General features: G+C 68.1%; 18 protein-coding genes. 13 read left to right on the forward strand and 5 right to left on the reverse strand.

Translation table 11 applies throughout. The annotated features are described in order from the left end of the window. The first annotated feature begins 34 nt into the window (after positions 1-34). The 6 genes from ACFVHY_RS00415 (at position 35) to ACFVHY_RS00440 (ending at position 5,614) form a co-directional block, all read left to right on the forward strand. Complete coding sequence (locus ACFVHY_RS00415) at positions 35-1,375, forward strand: DUF445 domain-containing protein (protein ID WP_078111699.1); 1,341 nt, start codon at positions 35-37, stop codon at positions 1,373-1,375. A 146-nt stretch (positions 1,376-1,521) separates the two neighbouring features. Next, positions 1,522-2,043 carry a helix-turn-helix domain-containing protein gene (locus ACFVHY_RS00420; RefSeq protein WP_390266940.1) on the forward strand — a complete coding sequence of 174 codons (522 nt, stop codon included), beginning with the start codon at positions 1,522-1,524 and terminating at the stop codon, positions 2,041-2,043. Positions 2,044-2,046: 3 nt separating this feature from the next. Continuing rightward, on the forward strand, positions 2,047-3,222 hold the full coding sequence (locus tag ACFVHY_RS00425) for a heparin-binding hemagglutinin (RefSeq protein WP_390266943.1): 1,176 nt from the start codon (positions 2,047-2,049) through the stop codon (positions 3,220-3,222). Between the two features lie 68 nt (positions 3,223-3,290). After that, positions 3,291-3,614 carry a DUF2516 family protein gene (locus tag ACFVHY_RS00430; RefSeq protein WP_058251270.1) on the forward strand — a complete coding sequence of 108 codons (324 nt, stop codon included), beginning with the start codon at positions 3,291-3,293 and terminating at the stop codon, positions 3,612-3,614. A gap of 6 nt (positions 3,615-3,620) precedes the next feature. Beyond that, positions 3,621-4,439, forward strand: a complete 819-nt coding sequence (locus ACFVHY_RS00435) for a MerR family transcriptional regulator (protein WP_065630158.1) — start codon at positions 3,621-3,623, stop codon at positions 4,437-4,439. A gap of 59 nt (positions 4,440-4,498) precedes the next feature. Continuing rightward, positions 4,499-5,614 carry an alpha/beta fold hydrolase gene (locus ACFVHY_RS00440; RefSeq protein ID WP_390266947.1) on the forward strand — a complete coding sequence of 372 codons (1,116 nt, stop codon included), beginning with the start codon at positions 4,499-4,501 and terminating at the stop codon, positions 5,612-5,614. 13 nt (positions 5,615-5,627) lie between these two features. Here ACFVHY_RS00440 and ACFVHY_RS00445 read toward each other — a convergent pair whose 3' ends face one another. Beyond that, a complete protein-coding gene (locus tag ACFVHY_RS00445; protein ID WP_390266950.1) occupies positions 5,628-6,722 on the reverse strand; it encodes a UDP-N-acetylmuramate dehydrogenase in 1,095 nt (364 codons plus the stop codon). Between the two features lie 38 nt (positions 6,723-6,760). On the opposite strand from ACFVHY_RS00445, the gene ACFVHY_RS00450 reads away from it, so the two are divergent. The 5 genes from ACFVHY_RS00450 (at position 6,761) to ACFVHY_RS00470 (ending at position 10,657) form a co-directional block, all read left to right on the forward strand. After that, positions 6,761-7,267: a DUF2505 domain-containing protein gene (locus ACFVHY_RS00450; protein WP_390266953.1), complete on the forward strand. Its 507-nt coding sequence runs from the start codon at positions 6,761-6,763 to the stop codon at positions 7,265-7,267. Positions 7,268-7,277: 10 nt separating this feature from the next. Next, positions 7,278-7,790, forward strand: coding sequence for a DUF2505 domain-containing protein (locus ACFVHY_RS00455; RefSeq protein ID WP_390266956.1), 513 nt, complete (start codon positions 7,278-7,280; stop codon positions 7,788-7,790). Between the two features lie 110 nt (positions 7,791-7,900). After that, positions 7,901-8,599: a class I SAM-dependent methyltransferase gene (locus ACFVHY_RS00460; protein WP_390266959.1), complete on the forward strand. Its 699-nt coding sequence runs from the start codon at positions 7,901-7,903 to the stop codon at positions 8,597-8,599. 10 nt (positions 8,600-8,609) lie between these two features. Next, positions 8,610-9,485 (forward strand): carbon-nitrogen hydrolase family protein, encoded by an 876-nt coding sequence (locus tag ACFVHY_RS00465; protein ID WP_390266962.1) that lies wholly within the window; start codon positions 8,610-8,612, stop codon positions 9,483-9,485. After that, positions 9,482-10,657, forward strand: a complete 1,176-nt coding sequence (locus tag ACFVHY_RS00470; protein WP_390266965.1) for a hypothetical protein — start codon at positions 9,482-9,484, stop codon at positions 10,655-10,657. The genes ACFVHY_RS00465 and ACFVHY_RS00470 overlap by 4 nt, the downstream gene beginning before the upstream one ends. A gap of 7 nt (positions 10,658-10,664) precedes the next feature. On the opposite strand, the gene ACFVHY_RS00475 is transcribed toward ACFVHY_RS00470, so the two are convergent. Further along, complete coding sequence (locus tag ACFVHY_RS00475; RefSeq protein ID WP_390266968.1) at positions 10,665-11,288, reverse strand: hypothetical protein; 624 nt, start codon at positions 11,286-11,288, stop codon at positions 10,665-10,667. Positions 11,289-11,519: 231 nt separating this feature from the next. On the opposite strand from ACFVHY_RS00475, the gene ACFVHY_RS00480 reads away from it, so the two are divergent. Next, positions 11,520-11,648 (forward strand): hypothetical protein, encoded by a 129-nt coding sequence (locus ACFVHY_RS00480; RefSeq protein ID WP_259935821.1) that lies wholly within the window; start codon positions 11,520-11,522, stop codon positions 11,646-11,648. A gap of 518 nt (positions 11,649-12,166) precedes the next feature. Here the strand turns inward: ACFVHY_RS00480 and purU are convergent. Continuing rightward, positions 12,167-13,063 carry a formyltetrahydrofolate deformylase gene (purU, locus tag ACFVHY_RS00485; RefSeq protein ID WP_390266971.1) on the reverse strand — a complete coding sequence of 299 codons (897 nt, stop codon included), beginning with the start codon at positions 13,061-13,063 and terminating at the stop codon, positions 12,167-12,169. A gap of 27 nt (positions 13,064-13,090) precedes the next feature. On the opposite strand from purU, the gene deoC reads away from it, so the two are divergent. Further along, positions 13,091-13,768, forward strand: a complete 678-nt coding sequence (gene deoC, locus ACFVHY_RS00490) for a deoxyribose-phosphate aldolase (protein ID WP_211539042.1) — start codon at positions 13,091-13,093, stop codon at positions 13,766-13,768. Between the two features lie 33 nt (positions 13,769-13,801). Here the strand turns inward: deoC and ACFVHY_RS00495 are convergent, their stop codons facing one another. After that, entirely contained in the window at positions 13,802-14,779 is a 978-nt protein-coding gene (locus ACFVHY_RS00495) for an NAD(P)/FAD-dependent oxidoreductase (RefSeq protein WP_390266974.1), read from the reverse strand. Next, entirely contained in the window at positions 14,776-15,669 is an 894-nt protein-coding gene (locus tag ACFVHY_RS00500) for a class I SAM-dependent methyltransferase (RefSeq protein ID WP_390266977.1), read from the reverse strand. Before ACFVHY_RS00500 ends, ACFVHY_RS00495 begins: the two co-directional genes overlap by 4 nt. Between the last annotated feature and the right edge of the window lie 39 nt (positions 15,670-15,708).

Here is a 15,708-nt window from a genome sequence, read left to right on the forward strand (position 1 = left end):
CCAGCGTAGTCGCTCGATGGGTGACACTGGTTCCATGGCATCGACAGTCATCCCAGGAGTCGCCGTTCAGCACGACGGTCCGCCGGCCACGGCGTCCGCGCCCGGATTCGGCGGGAACAGCGCCGGCGACGAGGGCAGACGCAGGGACCTTCGCAAGATGAAAGCGGTGGCCACCGGCTTCTTGGTCTTCGCCGCGATCGTGTATCTGTTCACCCGCTACCTCGAGCATCGCGACGGCGCCGACGTCGCGGCCTGGGTCGGCTACGTCCGCGCGGCCTCCGAAGCCGGGATGGTCGGCGCGCTGGCCGACTGGTTCGCGGTGACCGCCCTGTTCCGCCACCCGCTGGGCATCCCGATCCCGCACACGGCCCTGATCCGCAAGAAGAAGGACGACATCGGCGAACAACTCGGCGGCTTCATCGAAGAGAACTTCATGACGCCCGATGTGGTGGTGTACCGAGCCGAGCAGCTGGATCTGCCCCGACGGTTGTCGACGTGGGTGGCCGACCCGCGCAACGCGCCGCGGGTGAGTGGCGAAGCCGCCCGAGCGATCAAGCTCGCCGCGGAGATGCTGCGCGACGAGGATGTCGAACAACTCATCCAGGCCGCGTTGAAGTGGGCGGCCGAACCCCAGTGGGCGCCGCCCACCGGCCGCATCCTCGAACAGCTGATCGCCGAGGATCGTCTCGAGCCGGTGTTCCAGCTGCTGTGTGACCGGGCTCATGAATGGGCGGTCGGCAGCCAGGATCTGATCGATCGGGTCGTCGACCGGGACGGACCCCAGTGGACGCCGAAGTTCGTCAACAGTCTGGTGGGGGACCGGATCTATCGCGAGCTCGTCGACTTCACCTACAAGGTGCGAGTGGATCCCGATCACGAATTACGGCGTGCCATGCACGAATTCGTGGAGAAGTTCGCCGACGATCTGCAACACGACCCCGAGATGATCGCCAAGTTCGAGGCGCTCAAGCTCGAACTGGTCGGGCGCGACGAGGTGACCGGTGCCGCGTCGACGGCGTGGCAGACCGGCAAGGCCGTCATCGAGGAGATGCTGTCGGACCCGAACAGCACGCTGCGGAACACGTTGTCGGACTCCATCATCCAACTCGCGGAACGTGTCCGCGACGACCGGCCGCTGCAGGAGAAGATGAACGGTTGGGTGGCGCGGGTCGCACACCACGTCGCCGCGAACTACTCACAGGAGATCATCTCGGTCATCACCGAGACCGTGCGTGGTTGGGATGCCGATGACACGAGTCGCAAGATCGAACTACAGGTCGGCCGCGACCTGCAGTTCATCCGGATCAACGGCACCGTCGTCGGCGCACTCGCCGGGCTCGTCATCTACTCCACCTCGGTGCTGATCTTCTCCTGACGCATCGTCGCCGCATCGTTCGCGGCGTCGAACCGGGAGTTTGCTGTGTGCTTGCACGGGCTAGCACTGGTGTTGATACTGGGAGAACGGGCCGAAAGTCGGACACATCGCCGAACGTCGGGCCCCACCATGAGAACGGAGCGTTGATGCAGTCCGAGAAGGATGAAGCGTCCCCCGACGCGGACCGCGCCTCGGCCGCCGACTCCGCCGCACCGGGTGAAAGCTCCACTGCTGACCGCGTTTCCGGCGTCGAGGTGGCCGGCGACGACCCTGATTCGACGACCCCCATCGCGGTGGAGGCGGTCGAGGCCGTCGCCAACGCGGCCCAGGACATCGGTGCGTTCATCCGGTCCCAGCGGGTCGCGGGCAAGGTCTCGCTGCGCCAGCTCGCCGAGCGGGCGGGCGTGAGCAACCCCTACCTGAGCCAGATCGAACGCGGCCTGCGGAAACCGTCGGCGGAAGTGCTCGCCCAGATCGCCAAGGGTCTCCGCGTGTCGGCCGAGGTCCTGTACGTGCGGGCGGGGATACTCGAAGAACGGCCCGCGAGCCCGGTCCGTGATGCTCTCATCGCAGATGACTCCATCAACGAACGTCAGAAGCAGATGTTGCTGGAGATCTACGAGTCGTTCCGGAAAGAGAACACGGTCGAGTCGACCGGCAAGGAGTAGTTGATGAGCGAGAACCCGTTGACCACAGCCGTGGGGCAGGTGGCTGCCTTGCTCGCAGACGTGCGTGAGCGCGGCGAGGCCGCGAGCGAGCAAGCCCAATCGAAGCTCGTCGAGACCGTCGGGTCGACCCAGGCGAAGGTCGCCGACGCGCAATCCAAGATCGCCGAGACCGTCGAGAACACCCAGTCCAAACTCGCCGAGACGGTCGGTTCGACACAGTCCAAGCTCGAGGCGCGGATCACCGGTTCGCGGGACGACGCCCAGGCCCGGATCGACGAGGCGCTCGCCACGGCACTGGCCATCTTCGAGGACGCGAGGACCAAACTGTCGGCGCTGCCGGTCGAATTGCCCGCCGAGATCGAGGATCTGAAGGCGCGGTTCTCCCCGGAGGAGCTGCGCAAGGTGGCCGAGGCGTACCTCGCGGTGGCCGCGGGACTGCTGACCGCGCTGGCGGAACGACGCGACGAGGCGGTGGAGAAGCTCAAGTCACAACCGCTCGTCGGCGAGAACCTGCCGAAGCTCGAGAAGGTGTACAACGACGCCGTCGGTCTCACCGAAGACGCGCTGGGGACGATCTCCGAGCAGACGCGGGCGGTCGGCGAACGTGCGCTGAAGCTGGCGAACCGGACCGACGATGCGCCCCGCGACGAGAAGCCACGCATCGAGCCGCCGGTGAAGTCGGAAGGCGACATCGTTCCGCCGGCGAAGGCGGCACCGGCGAAGAAGGCGGCACCCGCCGAGAAAGCCGCGGTCACGACGGCGCCGGCCAAGGAAGCGGCGAAGAAGGCATCGCCGGCGAAGGAAGTGGCGAAGAAGGCCCCGGCGACGAAGACTCCGGCGACCAAGGTCCCGGCCAAGAGTGCGCCGGCCAAGAAGACGCCGGCCAAGAGCGCTCCGGCGAAGAAGGCGGCGACGAAGAAGGCGGCGCCGGCCAAGGCGCCCGCCAAGAAGGCCGCCGCCGTCAAGGGCCCGGCCGAGCGGGCTGCCGCGAAGACCGCCGCCAAGAAGGCCCCGGCAAAGAAGGCTCCGGCAAAGAAGACTCCGGCGAAGAAGGCTGCGACCACACAGACCGCGGCCAAGAAGACCTCGGCGAAAAAGGCCGCCGCGAAGCAGACCCCGGCCAAGAAGGCTGCTGCCAAAAAGGCCCCGGCGAAAAAGGCGTCTCCCGGCGCCGAATGATCGTCGACGGGCCGGGTGACCGCACCGCGTCGTAGGGTGTCGCAGCAAACGGCACTCGCCCGACTACAGTGTTCGACGTGGACTTCTTCAGCGTAATGGCCTACGGCCAGAGTCTGATCATGCTGACCCTCACGGTGGTCGCGGGCATCGCCTCGACCGTCGCGCTCATCCACGCCGCCATCCAGCGGCCCGACGCCTTCCCGGCGGTGGATCGGCAGAGCAAGGTCATCTGGGTCTCGATCCTCGCCGCTGCGACCCTGTTCATCTGGTTCTTCGGTGCGGTGAACTTCCTGGGCATCATCGGAGTGGTCGCGATGCTCGTCTACCTCGTCGACGTACGCAAACGGGTCGACGACATCCAGGGCAAGTCCTGGTTCAGCAAAAGGGCCTGACGCATCGTGGCGGAGTATCGGATCAACGACCTGGCGGAGGCGTCCGGGGTCAGCGTTCGCAACATCCGGGTCTATCAGGACCGCGGATTGTTGCCGCCGCCCACCATTCGCGGACGCGCCGGTTGGTATTCCGACCAGCACCTCGTCCGGCTGAACCTGATCTCGCGCATGCTCGAGCGCGGTTACACCTTCGCCACCATCAGTGAGCTGCTGCACGCGGCGCATCACGGCATGCGGGTGGAGCAGATCCTGCGCGGCACACCGAAGGGCGGCCGGTTCCGCAACTTCAAGCGCGCGGCGACGATCACCATCACCGAGTTGCGCAAGACGCTGAACGCCAGCGACCGGTCGATCGCGCTCAGCCAGAAGCTCGGACTACTGGCGAAGGACGGCGCGCACTACGCGATTCGCAACCCGGAATTGCTCGAGGGGGCCGAGATCCTGGTCAAGAGCGGGGTCGACATCGATGTCCTGCTCGACCGGTGGGTCCGCGTTCAGGAAGACCTCGAAGATGTCGCCACCAGCTTCGTCTCGATCATCACCGACAAGTACTTCGACGAGAACCTCCCCGACCTGGGCGAGGCCGGCGTCAGCGAGATGGCCGACCTCATCCAGACGGTTCGGCCCATCGCCCACGAGATCGTCGAGACGACGTTCCGCAAGGCGCTCGACGAGCAGATCTCCAAGGCGATCGGGGAGGCGGCGACCTACTTCGACGCCGAGGTGCCCCCGCCGGTCCTGCCCGCCGACGAGGAGTCAGAGCCGGCACAGGCGGACTATGAGACAACGGACGTTGGTACATTGAACCCCGAGACGGGGCGCTGAGCCGGATTCGGTGCCCTTGCAGAGGACCAGTGAGGTCCTCGACAGGTGAGGAGTGCCGGATGAACACGAAGTCTGTGGCCAGTGCGGGCAGCGTTGCCACCGCGATCGGGGCGGGCGTGGTCGCGCTGGGAATCGGAACCGTCTTCGCGCGACTCGCGCGCGAGGCACTGCAGGCCGAATTCGCCGTCGACGACGGCCCGGACGATCTCCTCACCCGCCCGGACAACCCCCCGCAACGTCTCGAGGTCCCGACCGCGGACGGGGCCCGTCTCAATGTCGAGGTCTACGGTGACCCCGACGGCCCCGGCGCCGACGACACCGGCGACGTCATCGTGATGGTCCACGGCTGGACCTGCAACACCGCCTACTGGTACCCGCAGATCAACCACCTGGCCGCCTCCGAGGGCGGCTCCCGCCGGGTCGTCACCTACGACCAGCGCGGCCACGGTGGCAGTGAGCGCGGCCACCGCCGACCGACCGTCGCCATGCTCGGTGAGGACCTCGACGCGGTGCTCGAGGCCGCGGTGCCGCCCGGGCGCCGCGCGATCCTGGTGGGACACAGCATGGGCGGCATGACCATCATGTCGTGGGCGGCCCAGTACCCCGAGAAGGTCGGGTCGCTGGTGTCGTCGGTGGTGCTGGTCTCGACCGCCGCCAAGGCGGTCATGGACAACCACCTGCTGATCCCGGTCGATCTGCCGGTGTACGCCAAACCGTTCGCGCCGGCCGCCGCGAAGATGATCACCTCGGTCCCGGTTCCGATCCCGAAGACGTCCTACGGCGTCCGCTTCTCGCACTACATCGCCCTCGGGCCGCACGCCCGCCGGGCGCACGTCGAGTTCGTCGACGAGATGATCGGCTCGTGCCCGCCGCGCGCTCGGGCCGGATGGGGTTCGGCGATGGGGAAGCTCGATGTGACCGCCGGACTCGAGGCGTTGACGGTGCCGACCACCGTGGTCGTCGGCACCGAGGACCGGCTCACCCCGCAGGTACACGCCGAGCAGATCGCCGAGGTGTTGCGCCGCAACGGTTCGCTGCGAGAGCTGGTCGTCTACGACGGCGTCGGACACATGTCGAGCATCGAGGCCGCCGAACGCTTCAACGCCCTGCTCGACGACGTCGTCGCCGAGAGTTCCCGGGCGACAGCGGATCTGAAGGACGCCCAGGCGGTCTGACCGGCCCTTCCCGTCACAGACTGCAGTTGACCAGAACCGGCTCGGGCCGCAATGTCACCCCGAACGCCTCGACGACGCCGTCGCGGACCTCGCGAGCCAGATCGAGGAGCTGGGTGGTGGTCGCGGCGCCCCGATTGGTCAGTGCCAGAGTGTGTTTCGTCGACAGTCGGACCGCCGCGTCCGGGCCCGGGTGCCCACGGTGGAAGCCCGCCCGTTCGATCAGCCACCCGGCCGACAGTTTGATCGCCGCGTCGGTGTCATCGGTGCCCGCGCGATAGGTCGGGATCGCGACATCGTCGCCGACGCGGGCCGCGATCCGGTCTAGCACCGCCGGGGCGTCATCGCCCGGCACGATCGGGTTGGTGAAGAACGAGCCGGCGCTCCAGGTGTCGAAGTCCGTCGCGTCGAGCACCATGCCCTTGCCCGCGCGCAGGTCGAGCACGGCTGCGCGCACCGTGGCGGCGTCGACCCGATCGTCCGGCTCGACCCCCACGCGGGTGGCGAGTTCGCGGTAGCGGATCGGCTGGCTCACGCGATCGTCGTTGAGCCAGAACGAGACCGCGACGACCACGAAGTCGTGCCGGTGCTTGAGATTGCTGGTCCGGTAACCCAGACCGAGCTCGGTGGGGGAGACCCACCGCAGGTTGCCGGAGCGTCGATCGAGTACCTGAACCGATCGGAGGATGTCGGCCACCTCGACGCCGTAGGCCCCGACGTTCTGCACCGGGGTCGCCCCGGCCGCTCCGGGGATCCCGGAGAGGCACTCGAGCCCGCCGTAACCGGCGTCGACCGTCGCGGCCACCAGCTCGTCCCAGCCCACGCCGGCGTCGGCGACCACGTGCGGCCGTCCCGACTCACGGCCCGAGCCGAACTCGACGCGGCCGCTGGCGAGTACGACCGCCGTCCCGTCGAACCCGGCATCGCCGATGACGAGGTTCGAACCGCCGCCGACGACGAGGACCGGCTCGGACCGTGCATCGAGGTCGAGGATGGTCTCCACGATGGTGCGGGTGTCTTCGCAGCGGATGATCTCGCGCGCGGGCCCACCCAGACGCAGGGTGGTCAGCTCGGCGAGGGGCGCGCTCAGCGGCGCCTGCGTGTCGGTCACGTCCTCAACGTTAACCGGCGGGCGGTAGCGTTCTCATCATGGCGAGCAAGCTGCAGCACACGGTGTCCTATCCCTTCTCCACCGCGCGTCTGTGGGCGATCTACACCACCGAGAAGTTTTGGCACGACCTCGTCGAGCGCATGAACTCCGGGCACGGGCATGTCGAGAAGGTGACGATCACCGGCGACACGGTCACCGTCGAGATCCAGCAGGGCATTCCCGCCGACAAGCTGCCGTCCGCGGTCACCAAGGTCATGCCGGGCGACCTCCGAATCCCGCGCAAGAACACATACCGCCTGGTCGGCGACCGGATCGAGGGGGAGACACATGCCACGGTCGAGGGGGCGCCGGTGCCGGTCGACGTCACCGGCACCACGCTGACGTCGGGTGACCCGGCGACCACCGACAACCGTGCCGAGGTGTCGGTGAATCTCCCGCTGTTCGGCGGGAAGATCGAGAAGTCGGTGGTCAGCGAGCTGTCGGCGCTGCTCGACGCCGAGCGCGGACACACCGTCGAGTGGGAGACCGAGAATCCGCTGACGTAGCCTGGTCTGCATGGCACGACGGCTCAGCTACTCCGCTCGGTACACGCAGTCCGCGGAGAAGCTCTACCAGGCCCAGAGCATCAAGCAGTACTGGGACGACATGATGGCGGGCTTCCAGATGATCTCCCCGCATTGCGAGGTCGATTCCTTCGTCTCCGACGAGACGGGTATCCGGGTGGTCCTCAAGCAGACGATCGGTCGCGAACAGCTGCCCGCGCTCGCGCAGACGGTGATGAAGAAGGACATGGTCATCACCCGTGAGGAGACCCTGGGCCCGTTCGACCCGGACAACACCAAGGGCACCTACAACGCCTCGATCCCGGCGGGACCGGGCAGCCTCAACGGCTGGCAGGAACTCTTCCCCACCGAGAACGGTGGTTGCACGATCCGCCGGACCAGTGAGGCGAAGGTCTTCGTCCCGTTCGTCAACGGCAAGCTCGAGCAGATGATCCTGATCAACCTCGTCGACCTGTTCCGCGCCGAGGCCGAGTACGCCAAGGACTGGGTCGACAAGAACTTGTGATCCGAGCCGGCCGCCCGTCCGTCAGGTCCGAGCGCATCGAGCACAGACCGCAGGGCCGGGTCACCCGGGGCACGACGAACATCAACCGGCTCCGGCGGGTGGACCGGTGGATGGTCCACTCCTCGCAAGTGCGCGCCGCCCTGGACGTGCCCCGGCCGCTCGTCGTCGACCTCGGGTACGGTGCGCGTCCGGACACGACCGTGGAGATGGCCGAACGGCTCCGCGCAGTCGCCCCAAGTCTGGAGATGGTCGGCCTCGAGATCGATCCCGCCCGCGTGGTCGAGCCCCGCGCCGGCGTGCGGTTCGGTCTCGGCGGCTTCGAGCTGGGCGGCCTGCGACCCCGGGTGGTGCGCGCGTTCAACGTGCTGCGTCAGTACGACGAGGACGAGGTCGACGACGCGTGGGCCCGGATTCGCGGTGCACTCTCGCCGGGCGGGGTGATTGTCGAGGGGACGTGCGACGAGATCGGCCGACGGTGCAGCTGGGTGCTGCTCGACGCCGACGGGCCGGTGAGCCTGACCCTCAGCTGGGCGCCGGAGCATTCGGACCGTCCGTCGGAACTGGCCGAGCGACTGCCCAAGGCGCTGATCCATCGCAACGTGCCGGGCGAGCCGATCCACTCGCTGCTGGCCCTGGCCGATCAGTGCTGGGACATCGCCGCGCCGCTGGCGCCGTACGGCCCGCGCGCCCGATGGGTGCATGCACTGGGTCTGCTGCGCGACCGGGGGGTCGACTGCGAGGTGCCGCGGCGCCGCCTGTCCGACAATGTGCTCACGGTTCCGTGGGAGACCGTCGCACCGGCTGGATAGTGTGGCCGTCATGCGTGTCGCGATGGCCCAGATCAGTTCGACCGACGACCCCGCCGCCAACCTCGAGACGGTGCGTGCGGCCACCGCGGACGCGGCGTCGCGCGGTGCCGAGCTCGTCGTCTTCCCGGAGGCCACGATGTGCCGGTTCGGGGTGCCGCTGAAGCCGGTCGCCGAGGACCTCGACGGTCCGTGGGCGCGCGGGGTGTCCGAGGTCGCCGCGGCGTCGGAGGTCACGGTGGTGGCCGGTATGTTCACGCCCGCCCGCGACGGCCGGGTCCGCAACACCGTTGTCGTCGCACACCCGGACGGGACACGTCGCGGGTACCACAAGATCCATCTCTACGACGCCTTCGGATTCACCGAGTCGAAGAACGTGGCCGCGGGGGCGGAGCCGCTGACCTTCGCGGTCGGCGACGTCACCGTCGGCGTGGCCACCTGCTACGACATCAGATTTCCCGCATTGTTCACCCACCTCGCGCGGAGGGGCGCCCAGGTGATCGTGGTACCCACGTCGTGGGGCTCCGGACCGGGCAAACTCCGTCAGTGGGAGGTGCTCGCCTCGGCCCGAGCGCTGGACTCGACGACCTTCGTCGTGGCCGTCGACCAGGCGTTTCCCACCGACGACGCGGCCGCGTCGTCGAGCGCGCCGACCGGAATCGGACACAGCCAAATCACAGACCCGTTCGGTACGTTGGTCGCCGCGTATCCGGATAGCATCCGGGTGGACGTGCACGACCTCGACCTAGCACTGGTCGACCAAGCCCGTACGCAACTGGCAGTCCTCGCCAACGAGCGCCCACTGCCGGTCGGCGGCGAGACGGACAACGACGTGACGCCGGCCCACACGCGGCTCCGCGAGTCAGACGACCCAGGACGGAACCCATGAGCGACAGCACCACGCCCCGCCCCGATTCCGGGGACAACGCCGACGAGACCGCGAAGATCGATCCGCACGCCGGGGACCCCTCCCAGCCCGGTACGACCGGCGAGCCGACGTCGACAGGCCAGGGCGGCGAATGGCGTCCGGTGTCCGGCACCGAACAGGGCGAGCCGCCCGCCACCGAGCAGTTCGCGACCGAACCGATCGTCCCGGGAGCGCAGGCCTACTCGGCCATCCCGCCGTCCGATGCCGACACCGGTGCCATCGGCGGCGCCAAGCCCCCCACCTCGCAGTTCGCGCCCGGCGAGGACCCGTACGGGCCCGGGACGACCGCCTCGGGACCGATTCCGCCGGGATCGCCCGACGGCACCGGCAGCGGGCCGGTCCTCACCTCCCCGCGCAAGAAGCGGAGCACCCGCAAGATCGTCGCCTTCAGCGTCGTCGGTGTGTTGCTGTTGGCGGTCATCGCCGCGGTCGGCAGCGAGCTGTACCTGCGCAACAAGGTCACCAACTGTCTCGAGGAATCCTTCAGCGGACTGACCGGCGTGCCGACCGAGGTGTCGCTCAGCCGTAAGCCGATCCTCCTGCAGGGCAGCGGCGACATCCCGTTCGTACAGGTCGACACCGATGACAGCGCCGGGGGCGTCCGTCTGCACATGCGTGCGGACGGCATCTCTGGCACCGAGAACTCCACCGACATCCAGAGTCTCGACGGTACGGGTTTCATCCCCTACGAGCGGATCGTCGAACTCAGCAAGGAGCAGGCCGGGGCGTCCGGTCAGAGCACCGGCACCCCGACCGGTGGCGTCGGCGCGGTCGAGCAGATCACCGGCAATGCGGCCGACGGCACCTTCGAGGTGCAGGCCGCCTTCCCGGTCATGGTCTTCCAGGTGCCGGTGTCGGCGACCATCAAACCGGTGCTGAACGACGGCCGGGTCGACTTCGAGGTCGTGAAGGCCAGCGCCCTGGTCTTCGGCATCCCGCCGGATTTCGCGCAGCAGATCGTCGACCAGATCACGACGTCGTCGCTCGGCCCGTTCTTCGACGAGGTGCAGGTCGACTCGCTCGAGGTGACCGACAGTGGGCTCGAGTTCGCCATCAGCGGTTCGGACGTGCAGCTGACCAGTGAGATGACCGGCACGTCGTCGCAGAGCCAGTCGGGCGGTTGTTCGGTCTGATCGGGACTCAGACCGCCGGCGGCGGGTCGACGGTCAGGAACCAGACCGTCGGTCCGCCGGTCAGCGTGAACTCTCCGTAGACCCGGCCGCCCCACTTCCGTGCGTACACGTCGACCATGTGGGCGTCTGCCGTGCTGGCGGTGACCGGCGACCCCGCGCCGAGGGCCTCCTGCAGGACGGGTTCGAGCATTGCCGCGAGAGCGCCGTTCCTTCGATGGGCCGGGTGGACGAGCGCGAACACGATGCTGTGGGCGGAATCGATCGCGAGCGCACGCGATTTCTCCTGGAGTTCACGGAATCGTGGAATCAAACCATCCAGGGCGGCCACGAAATGGCGTGTACGGTTCGCCAGTTCGTCGTCGACCGGTTGGGTCCGATGATCGGGGCCCGCCACCGCGATCAGTCCGGTCAATTCCCCGGTGGTGGCGAACAGGCCGCGCAGGCCCGGCAGCAGATCGGTGAAGAGGACGTCGCCGTACCACCGGAACACTTCGGGCGGGGAATTCTCGCCCAGAAGCCATCGATAGACCGGGACCTCCTGCATTCCCCCCGCGAGAAGGTCGAGTGCTAGCGGGCGGTCGGCGGCCGTCAACGACCGTGATCTAGTCCCGGTCGCGTGAATGCTGACCATTGATCCATGCCACCATGAAATCCCCGCGAATGTTCCCGGTCGGGTGAATTCCGCGGTCGATGGCGCGAGATTCATGTGTTGTTTAGAACGGCATTTGAGAACCCAAACCAAGAATTATTCATATCGCAGGACGATTCCGTGATCGGTCTGTAACGTCGCCCCCGAGTCGTGTGACCAGGTGAGACGCGCGACCGACACTCTGGCATCTCACCATCATCAGAGGAGACGGATATGGCAGGCATAGTCGAGGGCGGTCTCGCGGGTGCGATCGGAGGTGCCGTCGAGGCGATCATCGGCGGGCTCGGTGACGCGGGTTCGCTCGGCGGCGGTTCGCTCGGCGGCAGCGATTCGGAGACCTGAATCGGCCCGACTTACCACCGGTTCAGCAGTTGATGGCCCCGACGGCATCAACTGCTGAACTGTTTCTGGGCCGAGTCATGATTTGACGCAGGCGCCCACACGTTGCATCTTCGATGCATTACACGGGTGTTCATATTCGATTTCCCATGATTTCAATTCGGGCAACGTTGCGCTTTCAGCTGGGATAACGCTGTTTCCGTGGGTCCGATTGTTGCGATATGCGAAGGCGGGTTTCGCTGATAGGGGAGACATTCCCGAAATGAATATGTAACGTCGGCGACGAGCCGACGCACGGGTGAGAGCGGACGGTGATCGACGAACAATCTCACCGATGACGAAGGGAGCAGATATGTCTGACGCAATCGAGGGTGGCATCTCCGGCGCTATCGAGGAGATCATCGGCAACCTGGTCACCGGTTCGCTCGGTGGCGAGGAAGACCCGGCGTAAGCCGAAGCCGACACAGACTTGACACCGCCCCGCGACGCCACGTCGCGGGGCGGTGTGCTGTGTCGGGACCTCAGGTGAAGACGACGGTCTTGCGGCCGTGGACCAGAACACGATCCTCGAGGTGCCAGCGCAGACCGCGGGAGAGCACCAGGGCCTCGATGTCGCGGCCCTGGCGGACCATGTCGGCGACCGAGTCGCTGTGGTCGACGCGGATGACGTCCTGTTCGATGATCGGACCGGCGTCGAGGTCGGCGGTGACGTAGTGGCAGGTGGCGCCGATCAGTTTCACGCCCCGCGCGAAGGCCTGATGGTAAGGCCGGGCACCGATGAAGCTCGGCAGGAAGCTGTGGTGGATGTTGATGGCCCGCCCGGCCCATGCGTCACATAGCTGTGGCGGCAGGATCTGCATGAAGCGCGCGAGCACCACGGCGTCGGGGTCATAACCCTCGACGATCCGCCCCAGCTCGCCGAAGGCCTCGGCCTTGCGCTCGCTCGCGAACGGCACATGGTGGAACGGGATGCCGAACCGAGTGGCCAGGTCTTCCAGTTCGCGGTGGTTGCCGACGACCGCCCGGATGGCCGCCGGTAGTTCTCCACGATGTGCACGTCCGAGCAGGTCGATGAGACAGTGGGTCTCCTTGCTTACCAGGAGAACCACGGACTTCGTCTCCCGCGAATCGGTGAGGCGCCAATCCGTTTCGGGCCCGAGTTCGGCGGCCACCTCCGATGCGAAGCGCGCGCGAAGTTCGTCCGCGGTCGACGACACCGAATCCGCGCGGATGGCCTGGCGGGTGAAGAACCACCCGGTCTCCTCGTCGGAGTGATAGGCCGCCTCGGTGATCCAGCCCCCGACATCGGTGAGGAAGGTCGAGATCCGCGCCACGATGCCGGTGCGGTCGGGGCAGCCGAGCGTCAGCACGTAGCGGCGCTCGGTCTGGTCTGTCGGGATCGTCTGTGCGGGGGCCACGACAGTCAGTGTGCCAAGCTCGTCGGTGTGACGAACAAGGACCTGCGACGCGGCGACGTCGCCGCCATCATCGACCACACCTTGCTCAAACCCGAGGCGACCCGGGCCGACGCGGAGGCCACGGTCGCCGAGGCCGCACGACTCGGGGTGCTCGCCGTCTGCCTCTCGCCGTCGATGTTGCCGATCGACACCGGGGAACTGCGGACCTGTGTCGTGGCCGGGTTCCCGTCAGGGAAACACCACTCGCTGGTCAAGGCGGCCGAGGCGCGTCTGGCCGTCGACTCCGGGGCCGACGAGATCGACATGGTGATCGATGTGGGTGCGGCCGTCGACGGCCGGTTCGACGAGGTGTTCGCCGACGTCCTGACCGTCCGGGAGGCCGTCGGCGACGACACCCTCCTGAAGGTGATCATCGAATCGGCCGCGCTGCTGCAGTTCGCGGGGCCCGACACCGTCACCGAGGTGTGCCGCCGCGCCGAGCGGGCCGGTGCGTCGATGGTGAAGACGTCGACCGGATTTCACCCCGCGGGCGGCGCGAGCGTCGAGGCGGTGCAACTGATGCGTGCCGCGGTCAGCGACCGGGTGGGAGTCAAGGCGAGCGGTGGCATCCGGACCGCCGAGGCGGCCGCTGAGCTCATCGCCGCGGGGGCGACCCGGCTCGGGCTGTCCGCGTCGGCCGCCGTGCTCGACGGATTCCCCGAGTAGGCGGCCGGCCGCGGACCTGCGGCCCGTTATCGGTCACGCCAGGGCGGAGACCTTGGCGTCGAGGTCGGCCATGACCAGGCTGGCGTTGGCCGCGGCACCAGCGGACACGCCCTCGCCCATGGCGACGGTCACCATCGCATGCACGGTGGTGGTGTTGCCCACCGCCCATACGCCCGGCAACGCGGTCTCGCCCATCGGGCCGGTCCCGACCAACCCGCCCATCGGGCCGTCGTCGAGGGTGCCGCCCAGTCGCTCGTAGAGGTCGCCGCGGACGACGAATCGCGGCGAGACGACCACCGCGTCGGCCTCGACCACGGTGCCGTCGGTCAGGAGCACGCCGTCGAGGTGGGCAGAACCGTTCTCCGCGCGCGTCCGGACGCGCTCGACGCGGGCGTCGACGACCTCGATGCCGACCGCGGCGAAGTGTGACCGATCGTCGTCCGACAGGGCATCGGGATCGTGCGCGACCACGGTCACCCGGTCGCTGAGCTGGCGGAACATCAGTGCCTGGTGCGCCGACATCGGGCTCGTCGCGATCTGCACGATGCGTGTTCCGCGGACCTCGTAGCCGTGGCAGTACGGGCAGTGCAGCACATCGTGTCCCCACAACTCCGCGACGCCGGGGAGGTCGGGGAGTTCGTCGACCAGGCCGGTCGCCAGGATGAGGCGACGGGCCGCGACGACCTCGCCGGAGGACAGACGCAGGGTGAAGTCGTCGACGGTGCCGGCCGCGTCGACGACTGTGCCGGAACGGATCTCGGCGCCGTATCCCGTCGCCTCCGCCCGACCGCGGGCGAGTAGCTCCACGGGTGCGATCCCGTCCTGCCCCAGCACATTGTGGGCGCCGGCCGCCGGTGCGTTGCGCGGTTGCCCCGCGTCGATGACCACGACCTTGCGCAGTGATCGCGCGAGGACGGTCGCGGCGCTGAGTCCGGCAGCTCCGCCGCCGACGATGGCGACGTCGTATTCGGTTGTGAGGGAGTCTTTCTGGGCGGATGAGGAGTTGGTCATCGTTGCTCGCTCTCGAGGGTGGGGATGGGGGAGGTGCGCGGCCGGGCGACCCAGAGGAGTCGTCCGGCGGCGAGGGTCAGGTCATCGAGACGATTCCGCGCGTCTGCCTCGGTCAGGTCGTCGAGCAGGGCGAGGTCGGCGGGATCGAGGGTGTCGGCCAAACGGTGCCGGAACTGGGCGAACCAGTGCCGGGCGTACCGCGCGACCGAAGGGCTCGGGTCGCTGCGCCGGACGTGGACGGTCTCGGCGCGGAGTACCTCGTAGTCGACGTCGTCAAACGCGTCGGTCCAGTCCACGAGCGCCTCCCACCCGGCCCCGGCGGCCGCGGTCTGACAGCGGTCCTGCAGCCCGAGCAGTTCGGCGTCCTCGTGGGCGGGGACGAAACGCGGGACGCCCGCCATCTCGGTGATCACGACGATGCCGTCCGGTCCGAGCGAGGTCGCGGCCTCCCGCAACAGGCGCCGCGGATCGGCGACGTGATGTAGCGACATCGCCGCCCACACGACGTCGGGCATTCCGAGCGGCGGCAGTCCGTCGTCGAGATCGGCGACGACGGCGGTCACCCGATCGTCGAAACCGCCCTCCCGTGCGCGTCGTTCGACGAGCGCGACCATGTCTGACGACCCGTCGACCGCCAGGATCGAGGCCTGTGGGAAGCGGCGAGCGAGTGCCTCGGTGCCGGTCCCGGTCCCCGCCCCGAGGTCGGCAATGCGCGCGGGTACGCGCCCCAGGGTCTCCGCGACGAGACGGGCGGCGTCCTCGAGGTAGTCGGCCATGAGCTCGGCGTCGAGGTCGAGGACCGCGGCGAGCCGGGCGTGGTTGTGGTGGTCGGCGTGGTTCGCGTGCTCGTGATGTGCGCCGGTCGGATGGGGATGGTGCGTGCTGGTCATGACCTCACGGTAGCGCCGGCATGCCCGGATGGCATAGCA

Origin of the sequence: Gordonia sp. NPDC127522, from assembly GCF_042672305.1 — a bacterium.
GTDB lineage: Bacteria > Actinomycetota > Actinomycetes > Mycobacteriales > Mycobacteriaceae > Gordonia > Gordonia hongkongensis.

Coding starts and splice junctions, on each gene's coding strand:
- ACFVHY_RS00415 (WP_078111699.1), top strand. CDS start 35: ATGGCATCGACAGTCATCCCAGGAGTCGCCGTTCAGCACGACGGTCCG.
- ACFVHY_RS00420 (WP_390266940.1), top strand. CDS start 1,522: ATGCAGTCCGAGAAGGATGAAGCGTCCCCCGACGCGGACCGCGCCTCG.
- ACFVHY_RS00425 (WP_390266943.1), top strand. CDS start 2,047: ATGAGCGAGAACCCGTTGACCACAGCCGTGGGGCAGGTGGCTGCCTTG.
- ACFVHY_RS00440 (WP_390266947.1), top strand. CDS start 4,499: ATGAACACGAAGTCTGTGGCCAGTGCGGGCAGCGTTGCCACCGCGATC.
- ACFVHY_RS00450 (WP_390266953.1), top strand. CDS start 6,761: ATGGCGAGCAAGCTGCAGCACACGGTGTCCTATCCCTTCTCCACCGCG.
- ACFVHY_RS00455 (WP_390266956.1), top strand. CDS start 7,278: ATGGCACGACGGCTCAGCTACTCCGCTCGGTACACGCAGTCCGCGGAG.
- ACFVHY_RS00460 (WP_390266959.1), top strand. CDS start 7,901: ATGGTCCACTCCTCGCAAGTGCGCGCCGCCCTGGACGTGCCCCGGCCG.
- ACFVHY_RS00465 (WP_390266962.1), top strand. CDS start 8,610: ATGCGTGTCGCGATGGCCCAGATCAGTTCGACCGACGACCCCGCCGCC.
- ACFVHY_RS00470 (WP_390266965.1), top strand. CDS start 9,482: ATGAGCGACAGCACCACGCCCCGCCCCGATTCCGGGGACAACGCCGAC.
- ACFVHY_RS00475 (WP_390266968.1), bottom strand. CDS start 11,288: ATGGTCAGCATTCACGCGACCGGGACTAGATCACGGTCGTTGACGGCC.
- ACFVHY_RS00480 (WP_259935821.1), top strand. CDS start 11,520: ATGGCAGGCATAGTCGAGGGCGGTCTCGCGGGTGCGATCGGAGGTGCC.
- ACFVHY_RS00495 (WP_390266974.1), bottom strand. CDS start 14,779: ATGACCAACTCCTCATCCGCCCAGAAAGACTCCCTCACAACCGAATAC.
- ACFVHY_RS00500 (WP_390266977.1), bottom strand. CDS start 15,669: ATGACCAGCACGCACCATCCCCATCCGACCGGCGCACATCACGAGCAC.